Annotated in this window: 18 protein-coding genes and 1 pseudogene; 14 read left to right on the top strand and 5 right to left on the bottom strand. The window is 38.2% G+C overall.

What is annotated here, in order from left to right; translation table 11 throughout:
* Positions 1–3 precede the first annotated feature (3 nt).
* A complete protein-coding gene (smpB, locus tag ACFIMG_RS04615; RefSeq protein ID WP_012231306.1) occupies positions 4–480 on the top strand; it encodes an SsrA-binding protein SmpB in 477 nt (158 codons plus the stop codon).
* 48 nt (positions 481–528) lie between these two features.
* Here smpB and ACFIMG_RS04620 read toward each other — a convergent pair whose 3' ends face one another.
* Positions 529–1,197: a uracil-DNA glycosylase gene (locus ACFIMG_RS04620; RefSeq protein ID WP_375679045.1), complete on the bottom strand. Its 669-nt coding sequence runs from the start codon at positions 1,195–1,197 to the stop codon at positions 529–531.
* A gap of 570 nt (positions 1,198–1,767) precedes the next feature.
* On the opposite strand from ACFIMG_RS04620, the gene rpoZ reads away from it, so the two are divergent.
* The 11 genes from rpoZ (at position 1,768) to panB (ending at position 11,167) form a co-directional block, all read left to right on the top strand.
* Complete coding sequence (gene rpoZ, locus ACFIMG_RS04625) at positions 1,768–2,166, top strand: DNA-directed RNA polymerase subunit omega (protein ID WP_375679026.1); 399 nt, start codon at positions 1,768–1,770, stop codon at positions 2,164–2,166.
* 128 nt (positions 2,167–2,294) lie between these two features.
* On the top strand, positions 2,295–4,520 hold the full coding sequence (locus tag ACFIMG_RS04630; RefSeq protein ID WP_375679027.1) for a RelA/SpoT family protein: 2,226 nt from the start codon (positions 2,295–2,297) through the stop codon (positions 4,518–4,520).
* Between the two features lie 16 nt (positions 4,521–4,536).
* A complete protein-coding gene (gene pyrE / locus ACFIMG_RS04635) occupies positions 4,537–5,115 on the top strand; it encodes an orotate phosphoribosyltransferase (RefSeq protein ID WP_375679046.1) in 579 nt (192 codons plus the stop codon).
* Positions 5,116–5,208: 93 nt separating this feature from the next.
* A complete protein-coding gene (locus tag ACFIMG_RS04640) occupies positions 5,209–5,799 on the top strand; it encodes a DUF2062 domain-containing protein (RefSeq protein WP_375606309.1) in 591 nt (196 codons plus the stop codon).
* 20 nt (positions 5,800–5,819) lie between these two features.
* On the top strand, positions 5,820–6,221 hold the full coding sequence (gene acpS / locus ACFIMG_RS04645) for a holo-ACP synthase (protein WP_375634162.1): 402 nt from the start codon (positions 5,820–5,822) through the stop codon (positions 6,219–6,221).
* A gap of 79 nt (positions 6,222–6,300) precedes the next feature.
* Positions 6,301–7,113: a signal peptidase I gene (gene lepB / locus ACFIMG_RS04650; RefSeq protein WP_375611213.1), complete on the top strand. Its 813-nt coding sequence runs from the start codon at positions 6,301–6,303 to the stop codon at positions 7,111–7,113.
* The gene (gene rnc, locus ACFIMG_RS04655) at positions 7,094–7,801 is read left to right on the top strand and encodes a ribonuclease III (RefSeq protein WP_375634160.1); all 708 of its coding nucleotides are present in this window, start codon (positions 7,094–7,096) and stop codon (positions 7,799–7,801) included. The genes lepB and rnc overlap by 20 nt, the downstream gene beginning before the upstream one ends.
* On the top strand, positions 7,794–8,699 hold the full coding sequence (era, locus tag ACFIMG_RS04660) for a GTPase Era (protein ID WP_012754937.1): 906 nt from the start codon (positions 7,794–7,796) through the stop codon (positions 8,697–8,699). The genes rnc and era overlap by 8 nt, the downstream gene beginning before the upstream one ends.
* 25 nt (positions 8,700–8,724) lie before the next feature.
* Positions 8,725–9,471 carry a DNA repair protein RecO gene (gene recO, locus ACFIMG_RS04665; RefSeq protein WP_375631707.1) on the top strand — a complete coding sequence of 249 codons (747 nt, stop codon included), beginning with the start codon at positions 8,725–8,727 and terminating at the stop codon, positions 9,469–9,471.
* A gap of 23 nt (positions 9,472–9,494) precedes the next feature.
* Positions 9,495–10,355: a pantoate--beta-alanine ligase gene (gene panC / locus ACFIMG_RS04670; protein WP_375671825.1), complete on the top strand. Its 861-nt coding sequence runs from the start codon at positions 9,495–9,497 to the stop codon at positions 10,353–10,355.
* Entirely contained in the window at positions 10,352–11,167 is an 816-nt protein-coding gene (panB, locus tag ACFIMG_RS04675; protein WP_375679028.1) for a 3-methyl-2-oxobutanoate hydroxymethyltransferase, read from the top strand. Before panC ends, panB begins: the two co-directional genes overlap by 4 nt.
* A 99-nt stretch (positions 11,168–11,266) precedes the next feature.
* Here panB and ACFIMG_RS04680 read toward each other — a convergent pair.
* The 3 genes and pseudogenes from ACFIMG_RS04680 to ACFIMG_RS04690 all read right to left on the bottom strand — a co-directional run.
* Positions 11,267–11,409, bottom strand: a pseudogene (locus ACFIMG_RS04680) (integrase); the annotation flags it as partial.
* 351 nt (positions 11,410–11,760) lie between these two features.
* On the bottom strand, positions 11,761–12,378 hold the full coding sequence (locus ACFIMG_RS04685; RefSeq protein ID WP_375610152.1) for a YfbR-like 5'-deoxynucleotidase: 618 nt from the start codon (positions 12,376–12,378) through the stop codon (positions 11,761–11,763).
* The gene (locus ACFIMG_RS04690) at positions 12,371–13,243 is read right to left on the bottom strand and encodes a YgfZ/GcvT domain-containing protein (RefSeq protein ID WP_375679029.1); all 873 of its coding nucleotides are present in this window, start codon (positions 13,241–13,243) and stop codon (positions 12,371–12,373) included. Before ACFIMG_RS04690 ends, ACFIMG_RS04685 begins: the two co-directional genes overlap by 8 nt.
* A 64-nt stretch (positions 13,244–13,307) precedes the next feature.
* On the opposite strand from ACFIMG_RS04690, the gene ACFIMG_RS04695 reads away from it, so the two are divergent.
* Positions 13,308–14,636: a dihydroorotase gene (locus ACFIMG_RS04695; protein ID WP_375679030.1), complete on the top strand. Its 1,329-nt coding sequence runs from the start codon at positions 13,308–13,310 to the stop codon at positions 14,634–14,636.
* 416 nt (positions 14,637–15,052) lie between these two features.
* Here the strand turns inward: ACFIMG_RS04695 and ACFIMG_RS04700 are convergent, their stop codons facing one another.
* Positions 15,053–15,421 carry a TIGR02301 family protein gene (locus ACFIMG_RS04700; protein ID WP_375679032.1) on the bottom strand — a complete coding sequence of 123 codons (369 nt, stop codon included), beginning with the start codon at positions 15,419–15,421 and terminating at the stop codon, positions 15,053–15,055.
* 499 nt (positions 15,422–15,920) lie between these two features.
* Between ACFIMG_RS04700 and cysS the strand changes: the two genes are divergently transcribed.
* Positions 15,921–17,429 (top strand): cysteine--tRNA ligase, encoded by a 1,509-nt coding sequence (cysS, locus tag ACFIMG_RS04705; RefSeq protein ID WP_375679033.1) that lies wholly within the window; start codon positions 15,921–15,923, stop codon positions 17,427–17,429.
* The last annotated feature ends 25 nt before the right edge of the window (positions 17,430–17,454 follow it).

Consider the following 17,454-nt stretch of genomic DNA (forward strand, 5'->3'; position numbering starts at 1 on the left):
GCCATGAATAAAAAAAAGAACGCGCCCGTACGGAAAATAATTGCTGACAATCGTAAAGCACGTTTTAATTTTGAAATCCTTAATAATCTCGAGGCTGGTCTTGTCCTTCAGGGAGCGGAAGTGAAGTCCTTACGTTCTAATCATGCCAATATTGCTGAAAGCTATGCGAGTTTTGAGAATGGGGAATTATGGTTAGTAAACAGCTATATTCCTGAATATACGCAGGCTAATCGTTTTAATCATGAACCACGACGTTTGCGCAAATTATTACTTTCAAAACGTGAGATGGCACGTTTTTTTAATGCAACGTCTCGTGAAGGAATGACACTTGTTCCTCTCAAACTTTATTTTAATGAACGAGGGCGCGTTAAGTTGGAGATCGCTCTAGCGCGGGGGAAAAAGCTTCATGATAAGCGCGAAACGGAAAAAAAACGCGATTGGGGACGTGAAAAAGCAAGACTTTTAAAAAGATATGGCTAATGGATGCGATCTAGATATTCTTTATTTATAGCACTTTTTAAAACAGTTTTAGCATTGATCTAAGTATGTTTTTGCTGCTTGAAAGATTTGATGAAACATGGCGTCTGTCAAACGTCCAGTATTTGTATTATAACGAGAACAGTGATAGCTCGAAAAGATGCGTAATCTGCCGATGTTATTGATTTTGCCGTGTCCAAAAGGGTGAGCTAAAACTTTTGCATTAAGGGCACGTATTGTTGAATGGTGCGCAATGGTGCCTAAGGTAATAACGGCTTTAAGTTTGGGAAGATTTGTTAAAAGAGGTGAGAAGAAATAGCGGCACGTGTTAATTTCTGCACCGGTGGGTTTATTTTCTGGTGGAACACAACGAACAGAGTTAACGATTGCTGCATCAATAAGTTCAAGAGTATCGTCTGCTCTTTCTTCAAAGGTTCCTTGGGCAAAACCAAACTTTTTTAAAGTTGAATACAGTAAGTGCCCAGCATAATCACCAGTAAATGGACGTCCAGTTCGATTTGCTCCGCGTAATCCAGGAGCAAGCCCAACAATAAGAAGGCGTGTTGTGTCTGGCCCTTTATGAGGAAAGAATGGGCGCACCGGTGCGTTATACCAACTTGGTTCTTTTACACGCCAGCCAGCGATAAATTGATGAAGCCTAGGACATAAATTGCAATTTTGGGGTGGTTCTGGGCAAAGTGATGTTAATTGGCTATTCATGGTGTTAGGCATCAATCGTTTTTCTATTTTTTTGAGTCTTTATATAGCGTATATGACGGGTTATGTTTTGATAAACAATCTATAATGAATATAAATAAACTTTTTTAGAAATAAGTTTAATATAAACTTATTGCTCATTATTGTGTAAAGAGAGGTCATCTTTCAGTAATTTATTCGATGAATAAGAGTGCAATACACATGATGTTCAAAGAAAAAAAGTTTTCTCTTTAGATAAAGATATTATCATAAAAAGTATGTATAAGGCTGCTGTTATTGCAAAGGGTTTAAACAGCAGGTATTCCTTTTAAAAGGATAAGGACTCCAGACAAGTATTTTGTCAAGAAAGACCTCCCTTTGTTTGAAGTCAATCTATTGGAATGCTTTTAAAAGAAATTTTGATAACGAGCATGAATAGGTCATACATTTTTATAAATTTTCCAAGAATTTTTTTAAATAAGTTCTTTAATCAAAAAATATAAAAGTTTGTGTTGTTTTTCTTGTGTTTTATTTTGATTATTGTATATACTCCTTTATCCGCTATTAATTTTTTTATTTGAGAAAGAGGCATAAATGGCCCGCGTAACGGTAGAAGATTGTATTGATAAAGTTGACAACCGCTTTGAATTGGTACTTTTAGCAGGTCATCGGGCGCGTCAGATTTCACAAGGAGCGCAGATTACGGTTGATCGTGATAATGATAAAAATCCAGTTGTTGCTTTGCGTGAAATAGCAGAAGAAACATTGTCGCCTGCTGATTTAAAGGAAGACCTTATTCATTCGTTGCAAAAGCATGTGGAAGTAGATGAGCCAGAAATGGCAAGTGAATTTATTACCCATTCAGGTGAAGTTGAAAGTGTTTTTAATACGTCGTCGCAAGAAGAAGGTACTTCATTTGATCATATGTCAGAAGAAGAGCTTTTAGCGGGTATTGAAGGTTTGGTTGTTCCAGAAAAAAGTGACGATTATTAATTGCAGCAATTTATGTTACAGGAGTAAAGATACCTTGTCATGTAAGGAGCAATTATTTTTCTTGTCTTTTATTGATAGGACATGTTCAATAAAGATTAGAGGTGTGAAAAGATAAAGGATATGCTCGTATGATGCGTCAGTGTGAGCTTGTTGGACGTGTTCAACGTTACAAGTCTGACGTAGATGAGGCTCTTTTAAACAGGGCCTATGATTATGCAATGAAAAAGCATGCACATCAAAAGCGTGCGTCAGGTGATCTTTATTTTTCTCATCCTTTAGAAGTTGCTGCTATTTTGACAGATATGCGGTTGGACGAGGCAACGATTGCTGTTGCTCTTTTGCATGATACAATTGAAGATACAAGCGCTACACGAGCAGAAATTGATCAGCTTTTTGGTTCTGAAATTGGGAAGTTGGTTGAAGGGCTTACAAAGCTTAATAAGCTTGATCTTGTATCAAAGAAAGCTGTACAAGCAGAAAATCTTCGTAAACTTCTTATTGCTATTTCTGATGATGTTCGTGTTCTTTTAGTCAAACTTGCTGACCGTCTTCATAATATGCGTACCCTTGGTGTTATGCGTGATGATAAACGTCGGCGAATTGCTGAGGAGACGATGGATATCTATGCGCCACTTGCAGGTCGTATGGGTATGCAGGATATGCGTGAGGAATTAGAGGATCTCTCTTTCTTTTATTTAAATCCAGAAGGTTATCGTACAATTACCAATCGACTTTCTGAATTATTGAAACACAACCGTAATTTGCTTTCCACAATTGAAAATGAATTGACAAAACTTTTTTTGGAGCATGGCATTAAAGCAGATGTTAAAAGCCGTCAGAAAAAATCTTATTCAGTCTTTCGCAAAATGGAAAGTAAAGCATTATCTTTTGAACAATTATCGGATATTTTTGGATTTCGTGTGATTGTTGAGTCCGTGAATGATTGTTATCGTGCTCTTGGTGTCATTCATACGACATGGCCAATGGTTCCTGGTCGTTTCAAAGATTATATCTCTATACCAAAGCAAAATGATTATCGTTCTATTCATACAACAATTGTTGGCCCTTCAAGACAACGTGTTGAGTTGCAAATTAGAACGGCTGCTATGGATGAAGTTGCTGAATATGGGGTTGCTGCTCATTCCATCTATAAAGAGCATGGTTCCAATTATTCGACTGTGAAGTTATCAAGTGAAACGAATGCCTATGCATGGTTGCGTCAAACGATACAATCTTTGTCTGATGGAGATAATCCAGAAGAGTTTTTAGAACATACAAAACTTGAGCTTTTTCAAGACCAAGTTTTTTGTTTTACGCCGAAAGGTCGATTAATTGCTTTTCCTAAAGGAGCTACGCCTATTGATTTTGCTTATGCCGTCCATACAGACATCGGTGATTCTTGTGTGGGTGTAAAAATCAATGGTCGTATTATGCCTTTAATGACCAAATTAAAAAATGGTGATGAGGTTGATATTATTCGCTCACACGCTCAAATTCCGCCAGCAGCATGGGAATTTCTTGTTGTCACGGGTAAAGCACGTTCAGCTATTCGACGAGCAAGTCGTGCAGCGGTACGTAAACAATATTCGGGTTTAGGATATCGTATTCTCGAGCGTTCATTTGAATATATGGGAAAGCAATTTTCAAAAGACCTTTTGAAGAAAGTTTTGCCACGTTTAGCACGTAAAGATGTAGAGGATGTATTGGCTGCTGTTGGGCGTGGAGAGCTGTTTTCCGCTGATGTGATTAAAGCGGTTTATCCTGATTATCAAGATCACCGTGTGGTACAAAAGTCATCTTTTAGGCCTGGGGAAGAAGGTTGGTTTAATATTGAAAATGCTCAAGGTATGATTTTTAAAGTTCCAGAAAATGAAAAGAATGCAAAGGTCGAGAATCATCAATCTAAAGCCTTGCCTATTAGAGGAACCCGTGGAGATATACCCGTACGTTTTTCACCGGAAGGAGCAGTACCTGGAGATCGGATTGTTGGTATTATGCAGCCAGGAGCTGGGATCGTTATTTATCCAATACAGTCTTCAGCTTTGATGGCGTATGATGATCAGCCAGAACGATGGATTGATGTTCGCTGGGATATTGATGCCCAAATGAATGAACGTTTTCCTGCACGGATGAATATTTTGGTTGTAAATAGTCCTGGTTCTTTGGCTGAAATTACACAAATAATTTCTGCTAACGATGCCAATATCCAAAATTTATCTTTTATCCGTACAGCACCAGATTTTACAGAAATTATGATTGATTTGGAAGTGTGGGATTTAAAACATTTGAATCGTATTTTTTCTCAGTTAAAAAAGGCAGGTTCAGTAAGTACAGTACGGCGGGTTCATGGATAAAAAGAAAGATTTTGCAATGAATACACAAGATGTCATTGATATTTTTAAACAAGCAGATGCTATTCTAGAAGGGCATTTTATTTTAACATCGGGGCGCCATAGTGCGACTTATATGCAAAAAGCGAAAGTATTCATGCATGCTAACTTGACGGAAAAGTTATGTCGTGGATTGGCTGAAAAAATCAAAAAATCTATCGAGGGAAAAATTGACTATGTTGTTGGTCCCGCAATTGGTGGTCTTATTCCTTCCTATGAAACTTCACGTCACCTTGGTGTTCCTTCTCTTTGGGTAGAGCGTGTAAATGGCATCTTTGAATTGCGTCGTTTTGAAATCAAGAAGGGTGCACGGGTTGTTATTGTTGAAGATATTGTAACAACGGGTCTTTCCATTCGTGAGACTATTGAAGCGCTTGTTGCAGCAGGAGCAGAGGTATTGGCCAGTGCATGTATCCTTGATCGTTCTGGTGGTAAGGTCAATGTTGGAGTTCCGTTGATTGCGCTTGCTGAATACGAGATAACCTCTTATGCTAGTGATGCACTTCCTGCAGAGCTTTCTGTTCTTCCCGCGATTAAACCAGGCGGTCGAAATATTTAATTGTCGTTCTATTTTTTTTGTGCAAAAGCTTAAAAAGATTAATTTGGATGATATAGATTATTTCATCATCAAAAGATGTATATTGAGAGTCATATGCTTTTTCGTCGTCGAGAACCAATAGATTTTGTAACGCGTATTCGACTTTGGTTATGGCCACGTCGTTCATTTTCTCGCTCATTTTGCTACATACATAAACGTATTTTGCGTATATCAGCAACACCGCATGAAGTAGCATTAGGGGTTGCTGTTGGCGTTTTTTTAGCTTGTTCACCTTTCTTTGGGCTGCATATTATTTTGGCAATATTTTTTTCTTGGCTTTTGCGTGCAAACTTTGCTGCCGCAATCATTGGGACAATTTTTTCTAATCCACTCACATTTTTATTGATTGTCATGGCTGATTATAAAGTAGGGTATTTTTGTTTATCACTTTTTAGCGATGTCAAAGAGATTTCTCTTTCGCAAATTCGTGCTCTATTTAATGGTTTGACATTGTCAAATCTCTCTCTCCTCTTTAAAGGCGCATGGGACACAATTATGAGTCCTATGATTTTAGGGGGAACTCTTTTAGGTATTGTTTTTGGTGGTTTATCTTATATAGGTGTTTACAGAGCAACGGTTCGTTTTAAACAAAAGCGATATCAAAAGATTATAAAAAAAAGGCGTTTAAAGAAGCGCTCATCGTAAGAAAGATCGGGTAATATCTTATGATTATTGGTCTTGGAAATGATCTGGTTGATATACGACGTATTGAGAAAATGTTGGTTCGTTATGGTGAGCGTTTTATCCAACGTATTTTTACGGATATTGAAAGAAATAGATCTGAAAATCTCAAAAAAAGCTCCTCTTCTTATGCAAAAAGATTTGCTGCTAAAGAAGCATGTGCTAAAGCCTTAGGAACGGGAATCGCTTGTGGTATCAATTGGAAAGACATGGGGGTAGTTAATTTGCCATCTGGTAAACCAATAATGCAATTAACAAATCGTGCGCAAATACAACTTCAAAAGTTATTACCTCCTCATCATGATGCAGTTATTCATCTTAGTATAACAGATGATTTTCCTTGGGCACAGGCATTTATTATTATCGAAGCACTTCCACGTGGATAGATGGCATGAGAGATTGTGCTTTTGTTATTTGAATATTATGATGAAAAAAATTATATCTGTGATGAGAAGGCAGTTGGTGATGATCCAAAAAGATAAAGTGCATAAAAAAGAAAAAAAAGGTGGGCTTCGTGAATTTATTTCTGTTTTAATACAGGCTTTGCTTTTAGCAGCGTTTATTCGGACACTTTTTTTCCAGCCGTTTAGTATTCCTTCCGGTTCAATGCGTCCTACTTTGTTGGTGGGAGATTATCTGTTTGTTTCTAAGTATGCATATGGGTATTCTCGTTTTTCCATCCCCTTTTCTCCTCCTCTTTTTTCTGGACGGATTTGGGCATCTCAACCTCAACGTGGAGATGTGGTCGTTTTTCGCTTACCAAGTAATCCGAAGATTGATTATATAAAACGCGTTGTTGGATTACCAGGTGATCGTATACAAGTCCGTCAAAGTGTCCTTTATATTAATGATGAGGCTGTTTCACGTCACTTTATGGGGGAGATTGATAATTCTGATATAACAGAGGTTAACTATCCTGTTGAGGTTTATCGCGAGACAATGCCTAACGGTGTCAGTTATGATACACTTGATTTAGCTTTCATCCCGAAAGTTGATGATACAGAAGTCTTTGAAGTTCCTCAAGGACATTACTTTATGATGGGAGATAACCGCGACAATTCAGATGATAGTCGTTTAGATGTAGGCTATGTTCCAGAAGAAAATCTTATTGGTCGCGCGAGCGTGATTTTCTTTTCTATCAGTAATGGTTCAAGTGCTTGGCAGATTTGGCGCTGGCCATTTGATGTGCGTTGGAAACGTTTGTTTTCTTTCATAAATACGGTTCATGATTTGCCGCTTATCAAGCAAGGAAACAACGATGAAACGTCTCATGATTGATCAGCTTTTCAAGCTGACGGGGCATCGTTTTAAAGATGAAGAGAGGTTAAAGAAGGCATTAACACACTCGAGTGTACAAGATTCGGAACAGGGGAATTATGAACGACTAGAGTTTTTAGGGGATCGGGTTTTAGGGCTTTTGATTGCAGAGATGCTGTATCAACTTTTTCCTCAGGCAAGTGAAGGTGAATTATCAGTCCGTTTAAATCATCTGGTCAATGCACAGACATGTGCTGATATTGCGCGTGAAATGAGGCTTCCTGATATGATCCGTGTTGGTTTTGAGATGAAAAATTTTGAGGGACGTCGACTTATCAACATGCATGCAGATGTCGTGGAAGCTTTGATTGCAGTAATATATCTCGATGGAGGATTGGAAAGCGTTCGCCCTTTTATTCAAAAATATTGGCAAAGTCGGGCAAAGAAAATGGATGCTGGTCGACGTGATGCCAAGACAGAATTACAGGAATGGGCGCATATCCAAGGCAATGCACAACCACATTATCAGGTTATAAAACGTTCAGGTCCAGATCACGATCCTGTTTTTATGGTAGAGGTCAGTATTTCTGGGTTTGCTTCAGAGATTGGGCAGGGAAGCTCCAAAAGATATGCTGAAAGAATGGCAGCTGAAAAAATTTTGCGACGAGAGGGTGTATGGAAAACAGTGGGAAAAAATAATCATGAGTGACGTTATGAAAACGCGTTCTGGGTTTGTTGTGCTTATTGGGATGCCTAATGCCGGTAAATCGACACTGGTTAATCAATTGGTTGGAACAAAGGTTTCAATTGTAACACATAAGGTACAAACAACACGAACTTTAATCCGCGGTATTGTCATTCATGATGATGTGCAAATTGTGTTGGTCGATACACCGGGTGTTTTTCGTCCCCATAAGCGCTTAGAACGAGCCATGGTCTCTGCTGCTTGGGGAGGGGCTAAGAGCGCTGATGTTCTGCTTGTTTTAATTGACGCTCAAAGTGGTCTTTCGGATGAAGTTGATATGATGTTAGATATTGTAAACAATATGAAACAAGAAAAAGTTCTTGTTCTTAATAAGGTTGATACAGTTGTTAAATCATCTCTTCTAGCGTTAACCACTAAAATAAATGAACGTGTAAAGTTTGCGCAAACATTTATGATTTCTGCTCTAAACGGTTCTGGTTGCAAGGATTTACTTCATGCGTTGAGTAACATGATGCAGGAGGGGCCATGGTATTATCCGGAAGATCAAATTTCTGATATGCCCATGCGTCATCTTGCTGCTGAAATTACGCGTGAAAAACTTTTTCTTCGTCTTCATGATGAACTTCCTTATTCCTCAACGGTTGAAACAGAAAACTGGGAAGAGCGTTCAGATGGTTCCGTTAAAATTAATCAAGTTATTTATGTCGAGCGTGAGAGTCAGAAAAAAATTGTCTTAGGAGCAAAAGGCGATACAATTAAAGCGATTGGTCAAGCAGCACGTAAAGAACTCATGGAAATTATGGATCAAAAGGTGCATCTTTTTCTCTTTGTGAAAGTGCGCGATAATTGGGATACCGATCCAGAACGTTATCGTGAAATGGGATTGGATTTTTTAAAATAAGATTTTTAAAAATAATTAAAGTAAAATGAAGTGGAAAGAACAAGCCGTTATACTTGGTACACGCCAATATGGTGAAACAAGTGTTATTCTTGAGATTATGACACGTGAACATGGTCGTTATATGGGAGTGGTAAAAGGGGGGCGCTCGCGTCGCATGGCAGCTCTTCTTCAACCTGGAAATTTTGTGGAGGCTGAATGGTGGGCTCGTTTAGACGAACATTTGGGACTTTTTCGGCTTGAAGCTCTTGATTTACATGCGGCACGATTAATCTGTCTACCAGAAGCACTTTATGCTTTGCAATTGATAGCGTTTCATTTGCGGCTTCTTCCCGAACGTGATCCGCACCCCATTTTATATGATATTTTACACCTTTTTATGCAGAATTTTGATGAACCATTTGTAAATGCAGAATTGCTTGTACGTTTTGAAATGCGGCTTCTTGAAGAACTTGGTTTTGGTCTTGATTTATCTTGTTGTGCTGCAACAGGTCGTCAGGAAAGGCTTCATTACGTATCACCAAAATCTGGTCGGGCTGTCTGTGAAGAAGCAGGGGAACCTTGGAAAAAAAAGCTTCTCATTCTACCACAGTTTCTTGTACAAAGAACGACTCGTCCTGCTGATTTTAGTGACATAATAAATGGTTTTATACTGACGGGTTTTTTTCTTATGCGTCATGTCTGGGAGCCACGAGATATAAAGCAGCCGTCAGTGCGCATGAATTTGATACAATTGTTTGAGCGCCAATTTGGTGTACAGGCATTAATTGGTTGATCTGATGATAATTGAATGGGAAAATGAGAATTTTAAAGACAATTGCTGAAGTCCGCCAATATACTTCAGAGGAACGACGTTTAGGTTTTTCGATTGGTTTTGTTCCAACAATGGGGGCATTGCATGATGGCCATCTTGCATTAGTACAGTATGCAAGAGCAATGTGTGATCGCGTAGTGGTTTCTATTTTTGTCAATCCAAAGCAATTTGGACCTCAAGAAGATTTTTCTCAATATCCAAGAGATTTGAAGGGCGATTGTGCTTTGTTAAAAGAAGTAGGTGTTGAATGTGTTTTTGCTCCTTCTGTAGATGAAATGTGGCCACTGGGGAATGATACAATTGTACAAGTGAAAAAATTATCACGTATTTTGATGGGAAAATTACGTCCAGGGCATTTTTGTGGTGTAACAAGCGTTGTTGCTAAACTTTTTAACATTGTCCAACCAGATAAGGCTTTTTTTGGGGAAAAGGATTTTCAACAAATTTTAATTATTCGGCGTATGGTTGAAGATTTGGCTTTTCCTATTGAAATCGTTGGAGTTCCTATTCTACGGGAGTCAGATGGTGTAGCGTGTTCTTCACGCAATCAGCTTTTAACATTAGAAGATCGTAAAGCTGCCAAAATTATTCCTGAAAGTGGAAAAGCTGCTGAAAAGCTTTATCATGAAGGTGAACGGTCGGTTGATAAATTATGCAAAACTGTTCGTGATATTTTACAACAAGAAACGCGTGCAATCATTGAAGCGATAGATTTACGGGATATGGAAACTTTATGCGTGGTTAAAGGAACATTGAATAAACCAGCAGTTTTACTTCTTACTGTCCGCTTTGGTGAGATAAGGCTGATTGATCAATATATATTGCAAGAGAAGGGTGGAAAATGAGTGTACATAAAACCGTAAAGCGTATAACATCTTCCGAAATACGTGCACGAAAGGGACAACAGCCAATTGTTTCTTTAACAGCTTATCAAGCTTATACTGCGCGGATTGCTGATCCATATTGCGATATCCTTTTGGTTGGTGATAGCGTTGGGATGGTTGTGTATGGGTTTGAGACAACGCTTCCTGTTAATTTAGATATGATGATTTCACACGGGAAAGCCGTGGTGCGTGGATCTCAAAAAGCTCTTGTTGTTATTGATATGCCTTTTGGTTCTTATGAGGAAAGTCCAGAGCAAGCTTTTTTAAATGCATCGCGCATTCTTGCACAAACGGGGTGTGGTGCAGTTAAGCTTGAAGGTGGCGTTTATATAGCCGAAACAATAGATTTTTTGTGTAAACGTGGCATTCCAGTGATGGGACATATCGGTCTTACACCCCAAGCAATGAATCGTTTTGGTGGTTTTAAAACACAAGGACGCAAGGAGAATGATTGGCAAAGAATTGAAGCAGATGGAGCAGCGATTGAAGAGGCAGGTGCTTTTGCTGTTGTTTTAGAAGCAATGGTTGAACCTTTAGCGGTGAAACTGACAGATAAGCTTTCTATCCCTACGATCGGTATAGGGGCGTCCAATCAATGTGATGGGCAAGTATTGGTTATGGAAGATATGTTGGGCTATGGTTCTCATGTGCCAAAATTTGTACGCCGTTATGGAGACCTTGAACAAGCCATGGAAACTGCAATAAAGAATTATGCAGAGGATGTCAAATCTCGTGCTTTCCCAGCGGATAATGAAGTTTATAAACTAAAATAAACTTCAGTTTAAGATGAAAGGTTTGACAAGAGAAAATTTGTTATTTTGATAATGAATGTGCATTATTTAATATATTTTGTATACAATTTGAACTGTGATTTTTTCCATTTCTTTAATGAAGTCACGCCTCTCATGCAAAACAGAACGCCATTGGGTCGCTAATTCACGTGCTTTTTTAAAGAAAGCTTTCTTAAGGTACCCAATCCTATTTCGCGACGGCGTTCGTGAATAGTATAGTGGTAAGTCCCTTATGAAGTGTATAAAATTTATAGAGTACTCCCGTCTTTACGCTTCATAAGAGAGCAAGCCGGCATTATTACACACTTTGCCAATTTTCAATGCTGCGACAGCGCTTAGCACTTGAGATGGTTCATAAGAAGCATTTTAACTCTTTCTTTAAAAAATTTTACCCACACGCCAGACCCGCTTGTGGTGTGCAAGAGAATGATTTTGATTGATTCAATATAAACAGATTTGAAATGAGTGAAGCTTACGATATTAGGAGCTCTCATTCAAAATGAAAAAACAATGAATTATTATTATAAGTCAGTGTGATGATTCTGTAATGACAAGGAATCAACAATGCGAAGGGGCTATAATCTTTGGACATCCAAGTCATTAAAGCGCGTTAAAAATGCGTTTTCAATGTGTTGGGTAGAATAGGGGGATAAATTCAGATCATCGGGTAAAATATTATTGGGAGAGCCAAAATAGTGAAGGGCTTCTTCTGTATTAAATCCAGCAAGCGTAATCGCTTCATAATAGGCAGCGATACGGTCGGCTTGTTTAATTTTTTTTAAAAGTTTTTGAGAAAGATCAACGGGAAGAGAAAAGCGCATGTGGATAGCATCTTGGATGCGCTTTTCAACGCGTTCATATTGTTTTCCTATGACAGCTTTAAAAGGGGAAATCATATCGCCGATGACATATTCTGGAGCATCATGAAGAAGGGCATAAAGACATTCGTTGCTTCCCGATTGTGGAAAAAGTTTTTGAAATATTTGTTCAACCAAAAGTGAATGTTGTGCAACAGAATAGGCATGCTCTCCTCGTGTTTGACCGTTCCAACGTGCTACGCGAGCAAGTCCATGGGCAATATCTTCAATTTCAACATCAAAAGGAGAAGGGTTGAGAAGATCAAGTCGCCTTCCAGAGAGCATTCTTTGCCAAGCGCGGGCTTCTCCATTTTTTAATAATTCAGCTTTAGCCATGAGTGTTTTCTATAGTATTTTCAGGAAAGGTAAAATTCATATTTTCAGCAATGCTTATAGTGACAGGAATGTTTTTTACAGTAAAGGGGATGTTATGATCCATAGCATCTTTGACGTGGTCAATACGCATTAAAGCAAGAGCCTCATTTTCTACACATGTTCCCAAGTAGCCAAGCACTTTTGTTCCTGCTTCAATGCTAGATTGAGGGGTTAATTTACACTGGCCTTTTACAATAAAAATACGGCGACGTGCTGCACGGCGGTGGTGCATTCGTGAAACAATTTCTTGTCCAATATAACATCCTTTATTGAATGCAAGTCCATTGATTTGATCGTAATTAATATCATGAGGAAAGACTTTGCCAATTTCATAGTCTTGTTCACTTTCCGCAATTGCATAACGGATACGCAATTGATTCCATGTGTCATGATATTCTGAAGTTAAAAAAGGTTTTTTGCCATAGATTCGTATTATTTTTTCTTGTTGTGGGAAGCGTTTATCAGCAAAACTTGAATCAAAATTTAAAGCATCTGATTCATTATTCAAAGAAACTGTAACAAGCTCTTGAAATAGTTGTGTAATTTCTACTTTTTTGCGCAGCTTATAGAGCAACAGACGCTTATGGAGCGTATCAGCTAAAGGCATCCTGATATCAATCAGGTAACCATCTTCTTTTTTTCCGATAAGAAAATCAGCAAGAACCTTTCCTTGTGGGGATAAAAGGGCTCCAGGGAAAAGTTCCTGTGGACTGATTTTTTTTACATCTGTCGTGATCAGGGATTGTAGAAAATCTGTTGCTTCTTCGCCTGTAATTTGAATAAGCCCGCGGTTTTTTAAGCAAATGGCATTTTGTTTTTTAATCATGGTTCTTGCCTTTCTGCTCAAAGTTACATAATCGATAAGTGAGCAATATGTAAGGAGCGTGGTTATGTTTAAAGCATTTGATACAATTTTTAAAGGTGCAACACTTGTGAATCATGATGGAAGAAGCAAGCGTGATATTGGTATTACAAATGGTCGTATTGCTGAAATAGGCGACCTTACATGTGCATCCGCTAGTGAGGTCATTGATTGTACAGGGCTTCATATTTTACCAGGAATTATTGATAGCCAAGTGCATTTTCGTGAACCAGGAAATGAATATAAGGAGGATTTGGAAAGTGGCTCGTATTCTGCTGTGTTAGGGGGTGTTACGGCAGTTTTTGAAATGCCTAATACCAATCCATTGACAACATCAGAAGAAACATTAAGCGATAAGGTTCAACGCGCATTTCATCGAATGCATTGTGATTTTGCATTTTGGGTTGGAGGAACGCGTGAAAATGCTCATGAACTATCTGAATTAGAAAGACTTCCTGGTGCGGCTGGAATTAAAGTCTTTATGGGGTCCTCTACCGGTGATCTTTTGGTTGATGATGATGAAAGTGTACGCCTTATTTTGAAGAATACACGCCGTCGTGCGGCTTTTCATTCTGAAGATGAGGCGAGGCTCAAAGAGCGTAAAATATTGCGTATTGAAGGGGATGCATCGTCACATCCGATTTGGCGTGATGAAGTTGCGGCATTAAAATGTACGCAGCGTTTGGTAAAAATTGCTCATGAGACGAAGGCTCGGATTCATGTGTTACATCTTTCGACAGAAGAAGAAATTGATTTTCTAAAAAAACATAAGGATGTTGCAACAATTGAAGTGACACAACATCATTTGACGCTCACGGCTGATGATTATAAGAAGTTTGGTACATTAATTCAGATGAATCCGCCTATTCGTGAGCCGCGCCACCGTGACGCTCTTTGGTACGGTGTTCAACAAGGAATTATTGATGTCTTAGGTTCAGATCATGCGCCTCATACTCTTGAAGAAAAACTTCAACCTTATCCCTCTTCACCTTCAGGTATGACAGGCGTGCAAACAACAGCAGCAATTATGTTGACACATGTGAATGCAGGAAAAATATCTCTTGAACGTTTTGTTGATCTCACTTCACATGGCCCTAGTCGTATTTTTGGTATAAGTTGTAAAGGGCGCATTGCTGTTGGGTTTGATGCTGATTTAACCATTGTTGATCTTAAGCGAGAAGAAATTATTACGAATAGCTTAATTGGTTCGCGTACCGGTTGGACACCTTATGATGGTCAAAAAGTTAAAGGTTGGCCTGTTGGGACTATTATCCGTGGTATGCGCGTTATGTGGGAAGGTGAAATTGTTACACCTTCACAAGGAGAGCCTGTTAAATTTATGGAAACTTTGGTGTAAACAAATTAAAATTATAAGTATGCCGTAAAATACCATCTTTTAGATGGTGATATAGGGTATGTCAGCCTCTTTGGTACATAAGTGTTTTTTTAATGCGAGGTGAATATTCTTAGGCTTGTTTGTAGAAACTATGCAGCAAATTACATGTGTTAGAAGCCAAGAGAAACCTTGTTCAACAAGAACCTAGATTATTTACAGAGCAAATTTAGTTAAAAATCTTTGTCCGTTAAAGTGTGGGGAGGAAGCCAAAGAACGGTTTTGTATGGGGAAAAAGGCGCATATGAATAAAAGCGTATCAAGATATTATTCTTTAAACGTCTCTCTATTTTCAGAGCTGGTTTATTGCTCCCCGCATTTGTGAAAGGAGTATCATTGATATCGCTAAGATTGAGAGAGCTACTTTTTGTATAGATTAATTATTTATAATGCATGAGGAGGTTTTCAGATAAAATTCTTCCTTCCTCAATATATTTTTGATTGGCTTCAATGGCTGCTTGTGTACAATGATGATAATTTTCTGAGAAAGCACGATACGCTTCATTAAACGCTTCATAAAAATAAGCACGTCTTTGTGGAATGGGGCGTTCTGCTTCAATCAGTGCATTCATATAGTCATACCATTGGTTTGTTGGAGGCTCGCAAAGATTTTGGAGAGAATGCAATGATCCCAAAATTTCTGCTAGTCGGAGTAATTTTTTTTCATAGGGTGGAGATTGTTGTGCAAAGGCTGGCATTGAAATGACAAGAAATATTAAAATAATGATGTTTATCAATCTATACTGCATTATTTTTATTGCTTTCTTTGAATAAAGTTCTGTAAAGATGAAATAATTTTGTCATGAGAACGGTGTAAAAAAATAAAGTTAATTGCTACATTATTCTCAATTATTGATTATAAAATATAGGGCGTAAGAGGCAGTAGGGAACCCATTGTGGAATATTGAAAATACTGACGAAGCTTTGTGTGGTTAAAAATTTAAGATTTTCTGCCTGCAAGCTATCTATTTTTCACATAGATTTATATTGTATTGCCTATAGATTTTTTTCTAAGCTCATTTTCTTTAATGAGAGAAAGCATCTCTAATGATAGAACGCTTTTGTCCAATCAAATAAAATAGATTGTTTTTATGATAAACGATGAATACAGCCGTAAATACAATGGGAAAATGGTAAGAAGAATTTACTATAAGATACAAGTTTTTAGCTTAAACCGCGTAATACAATGATTTGAGATAAGATACATCTAAAAGGATCGGTGCATAATATCGTCCATGGAGTCAATAAATGAAAGAGTTGCGATTTTATAATACGCTAACACGTAAAAAAGAAAAATTTACACCAATAGATGCGACAAGAGTACGTCTTTATGTTTGTGGACCGACAATTTATGATTATGCGCATATAGGAAATGCACGTCCTGTTATTGTTTTTGATATTTTATTTCGCTTATTGCGTCATATTTATGGTAATGAGCATGTTCTATATGCGCGTAATATTACAGATGTCGATGATAAAATTAATGCACGAGCAGCTAGCGAATATCCAAACGTATCATTGAATGAGGCTATTCGTCACTTAACAGAACGTACATATTCTCAGTTTCAACAAGATACCATAGCACTTGGTTGTCTGTTGCCAACCAGTCAGCCACGCGCTACTGAGCATTTAGAGGAGATGCGCTCTTTAATTGAAAGATTGCTTGAAAAGGGGCACGCTTATGAAGCGGAAAATCATATATTATTTTCTGTAAGTAGCATAAAAAATCCTCCCCATTATGGGGCATTTGCAAATCGTTCTTTAGATGAAATGAGGGCGGGGGCGCGTATCGATGTTGCTGCTTATAAAAGGGAAGAGATGGATTTTGTTTTGTGGAAGCCTTCTGTGGAAGGAGAACCAGGTTGGGAATCACCGGGCGGAATTCCTGTTTTAGGTCGTCCAGGTTGGCATATTGAATGTTCTGCAATGTCAATGGCAAAGTTATTAGCGCCCTATGGCGGTGGTTTAACCTGTGATGATCCGACCGCCAATGTTTTTGATATCCATGGTGGTGGAATTGATTTAATTTTTCCTCATCATGAAAATGAGATTGCACAAAGTTGTTCAGCTTTTGGGACGGAGCGAATGGCTAATTTTTGGATGCATAATGGTTTTTTACAAGTTGAAGGCAAAAAGATGTCGAAAAGCTTTGGCAATTTCATAACTATTCGTTCTGTTTTAGAGAATAATTTTGGGGAGTTTAATGGTATTTTAGCCGATGAAATGAAGCAAAATTGGGCTGGTTTGTCTGCGCGTTTTTCGATGTTGCAAACACATTATCGTGAACCATTAAATTGGACAGCTCAGCGTTTAATACAATCGAGCAGCGAACTGTATCGTTGGTATGAATGGCTTCGCAGCAAAAAGAGTGAGATGAAAAACAATGAAGCAATTGATGATACTTTGATAGATGCACTTAGTGATGATCTTAATACTCCAAAAGCACTGACTCTTTTGCGAAAATTTTATAAAGAAGGAAATGCTTTGGCTCTTCTGAATGGGATGAATTTATTAGGACTGTTAAGACAAGAATGGATTAAAGAAATAGATTGCCCATTATTTATGAGAAAAACTTTCCTTGATACAAAATTTATTGATCAGCGCATTGCCGAAAGACTAAGACTTATCCATAATAAAGAGTGGGAAGCTGCGGATACAATTCGTGATGAGCTTGCAGCCGAGGGGGTTCTTTTAAAAGACAGTAAGGATCCGCAGAGTGGTGAGCGCATAACTGTGTGGGAAATAAAGCGACACTAATGTCTCTATTCCAGCAGCTCCATAA

Origin of the sequence: Bartonella sp. AP11XZML, from assembly GCF_042196445.1 — a bacterium.
Classification (GTDB): Bacteria; Pseudomonadota; Alphaproteobacteria; order Rhizobiales; family Rhizobiaceae; genus Bartonella.

Bases quoted from the DNA above. Each gene is read 5' to 3' on its own strand.
- smpB (WP_012231306.1), top strand. From the start codon at position 4: ATGAATAAAAAAAAGAACGCGCCCGTACGGAAAATAATTGCTGACAAT.
- ACFIMG_RS04620 (WP_375679045.1), bottom strand. From the start codon at position 1,197: ATGAATAGCCAATTAACATCACTTTGCCCAGAACCACCCCAAAATTGC.
- rpoZ (WP_375679026.1), top strand. From the start codon at position 1,768: ATGGCCCGCGTAACGGTAGAAGATTGTATTGATAAAGTTGACAACCGC.
- ACFIMG_RS04630 (WP_375679027.1), top strand. From the start codon at position 2,295: ATGATGCGTCAGTGTGAGCTTGTTGGACGTGTTCAACGTTACAAGTCT.
- pyrE (WP_375679046.1), top strand. From the start codon at position 4,537: ATGAATACACAAGATGTCATTGATATTTTTAAACAAGCAGATGCTATT.
- ACFIMG_RS04640 (WP_375606309.1), top strand. From the start codon at position 5,209: ATGCTTTTTCGTCGTCGAGAACCAATAGATTTTGTAACGCGTATTCGA.
- acpS (WP_375634162.1), top strand. From the start codon at position 5,820: ATGATTATTGGTCTTGGAAATGATCTGGTTGATATACGACGTATTGAG.
- lepB (WP_375611213.1), top strand. From the start codon at position 6,301: ATGATCCAAAAAGATAAAGTGCATAAAAAAGAAAAAAAAGGTGGGCTT.
- rnc (WP_375634160.1), top strand. From the start codon at position 7,094: ATGAAACGTCTCATGATTGATCAGCTTTTCAAGCTGACGGGGCATCGT.
- era (WP_012754937.1), top strand. From the start codon at position 7,794: ATGAGTGACGTTATGAAAACGCGTTCTGGGTTTGTTGTGCTTATTGGG.
- recO (WP_375631707.1), top strand. From the start codon at position 8,725: ATGAAGTGGAAAGAACAAGCCGTTATACTTGGTACACGCCAATATGGT.
- panC (WP_375671825.1), top strand. From the start codon at position 9,495: ATGAGAATTTTAAAGACAATTGCTGAAGTCCGCCAATATACTTCAGAG.
- panB (WP_375679028.1), top strand. From the start codon at position 10,352: ATGAGTGTACATAAAACCGTAAAGCGTATAACATCTTCCGAAATACGT.
- ACFIMG_RS04685 (WP_375610152.1), bottom strand. From the start codon at position 12,378: ATGGCTAAAGCTGAATTATTAAAAAATGGAGAAGCCCGCGCTTGGCAA.
- ACFIMG_RS04690 (WP_375679029.1), bottom strand. From the start codon at position 13,243: ATGATTAAAAAACAAAATGCCATTTGCTTAAAAAACCGCGGGCTTATT.
- ACFIMG_RS04695 (WP_375679030.1), top strand. From the start codon at position 13,308: ATGTTTAAAGCATTTGATACAATTTTTAAAGGTGCAACACTTGTGAAT.
- ACFIMG_RS04700 (WP_375679032.1), bottom strand. From the start codon at position 15,421: ATGCAGTATAGATTGATAAACATCATTATTTTAATATTTCTTGTCATT.
- cysS (WP_375679033.1), top strand. From the start codon at position 15,921: ATGAAAGAGTTGCGATTTTATAATACGCTAACACGTAAAAAAGAAAAA.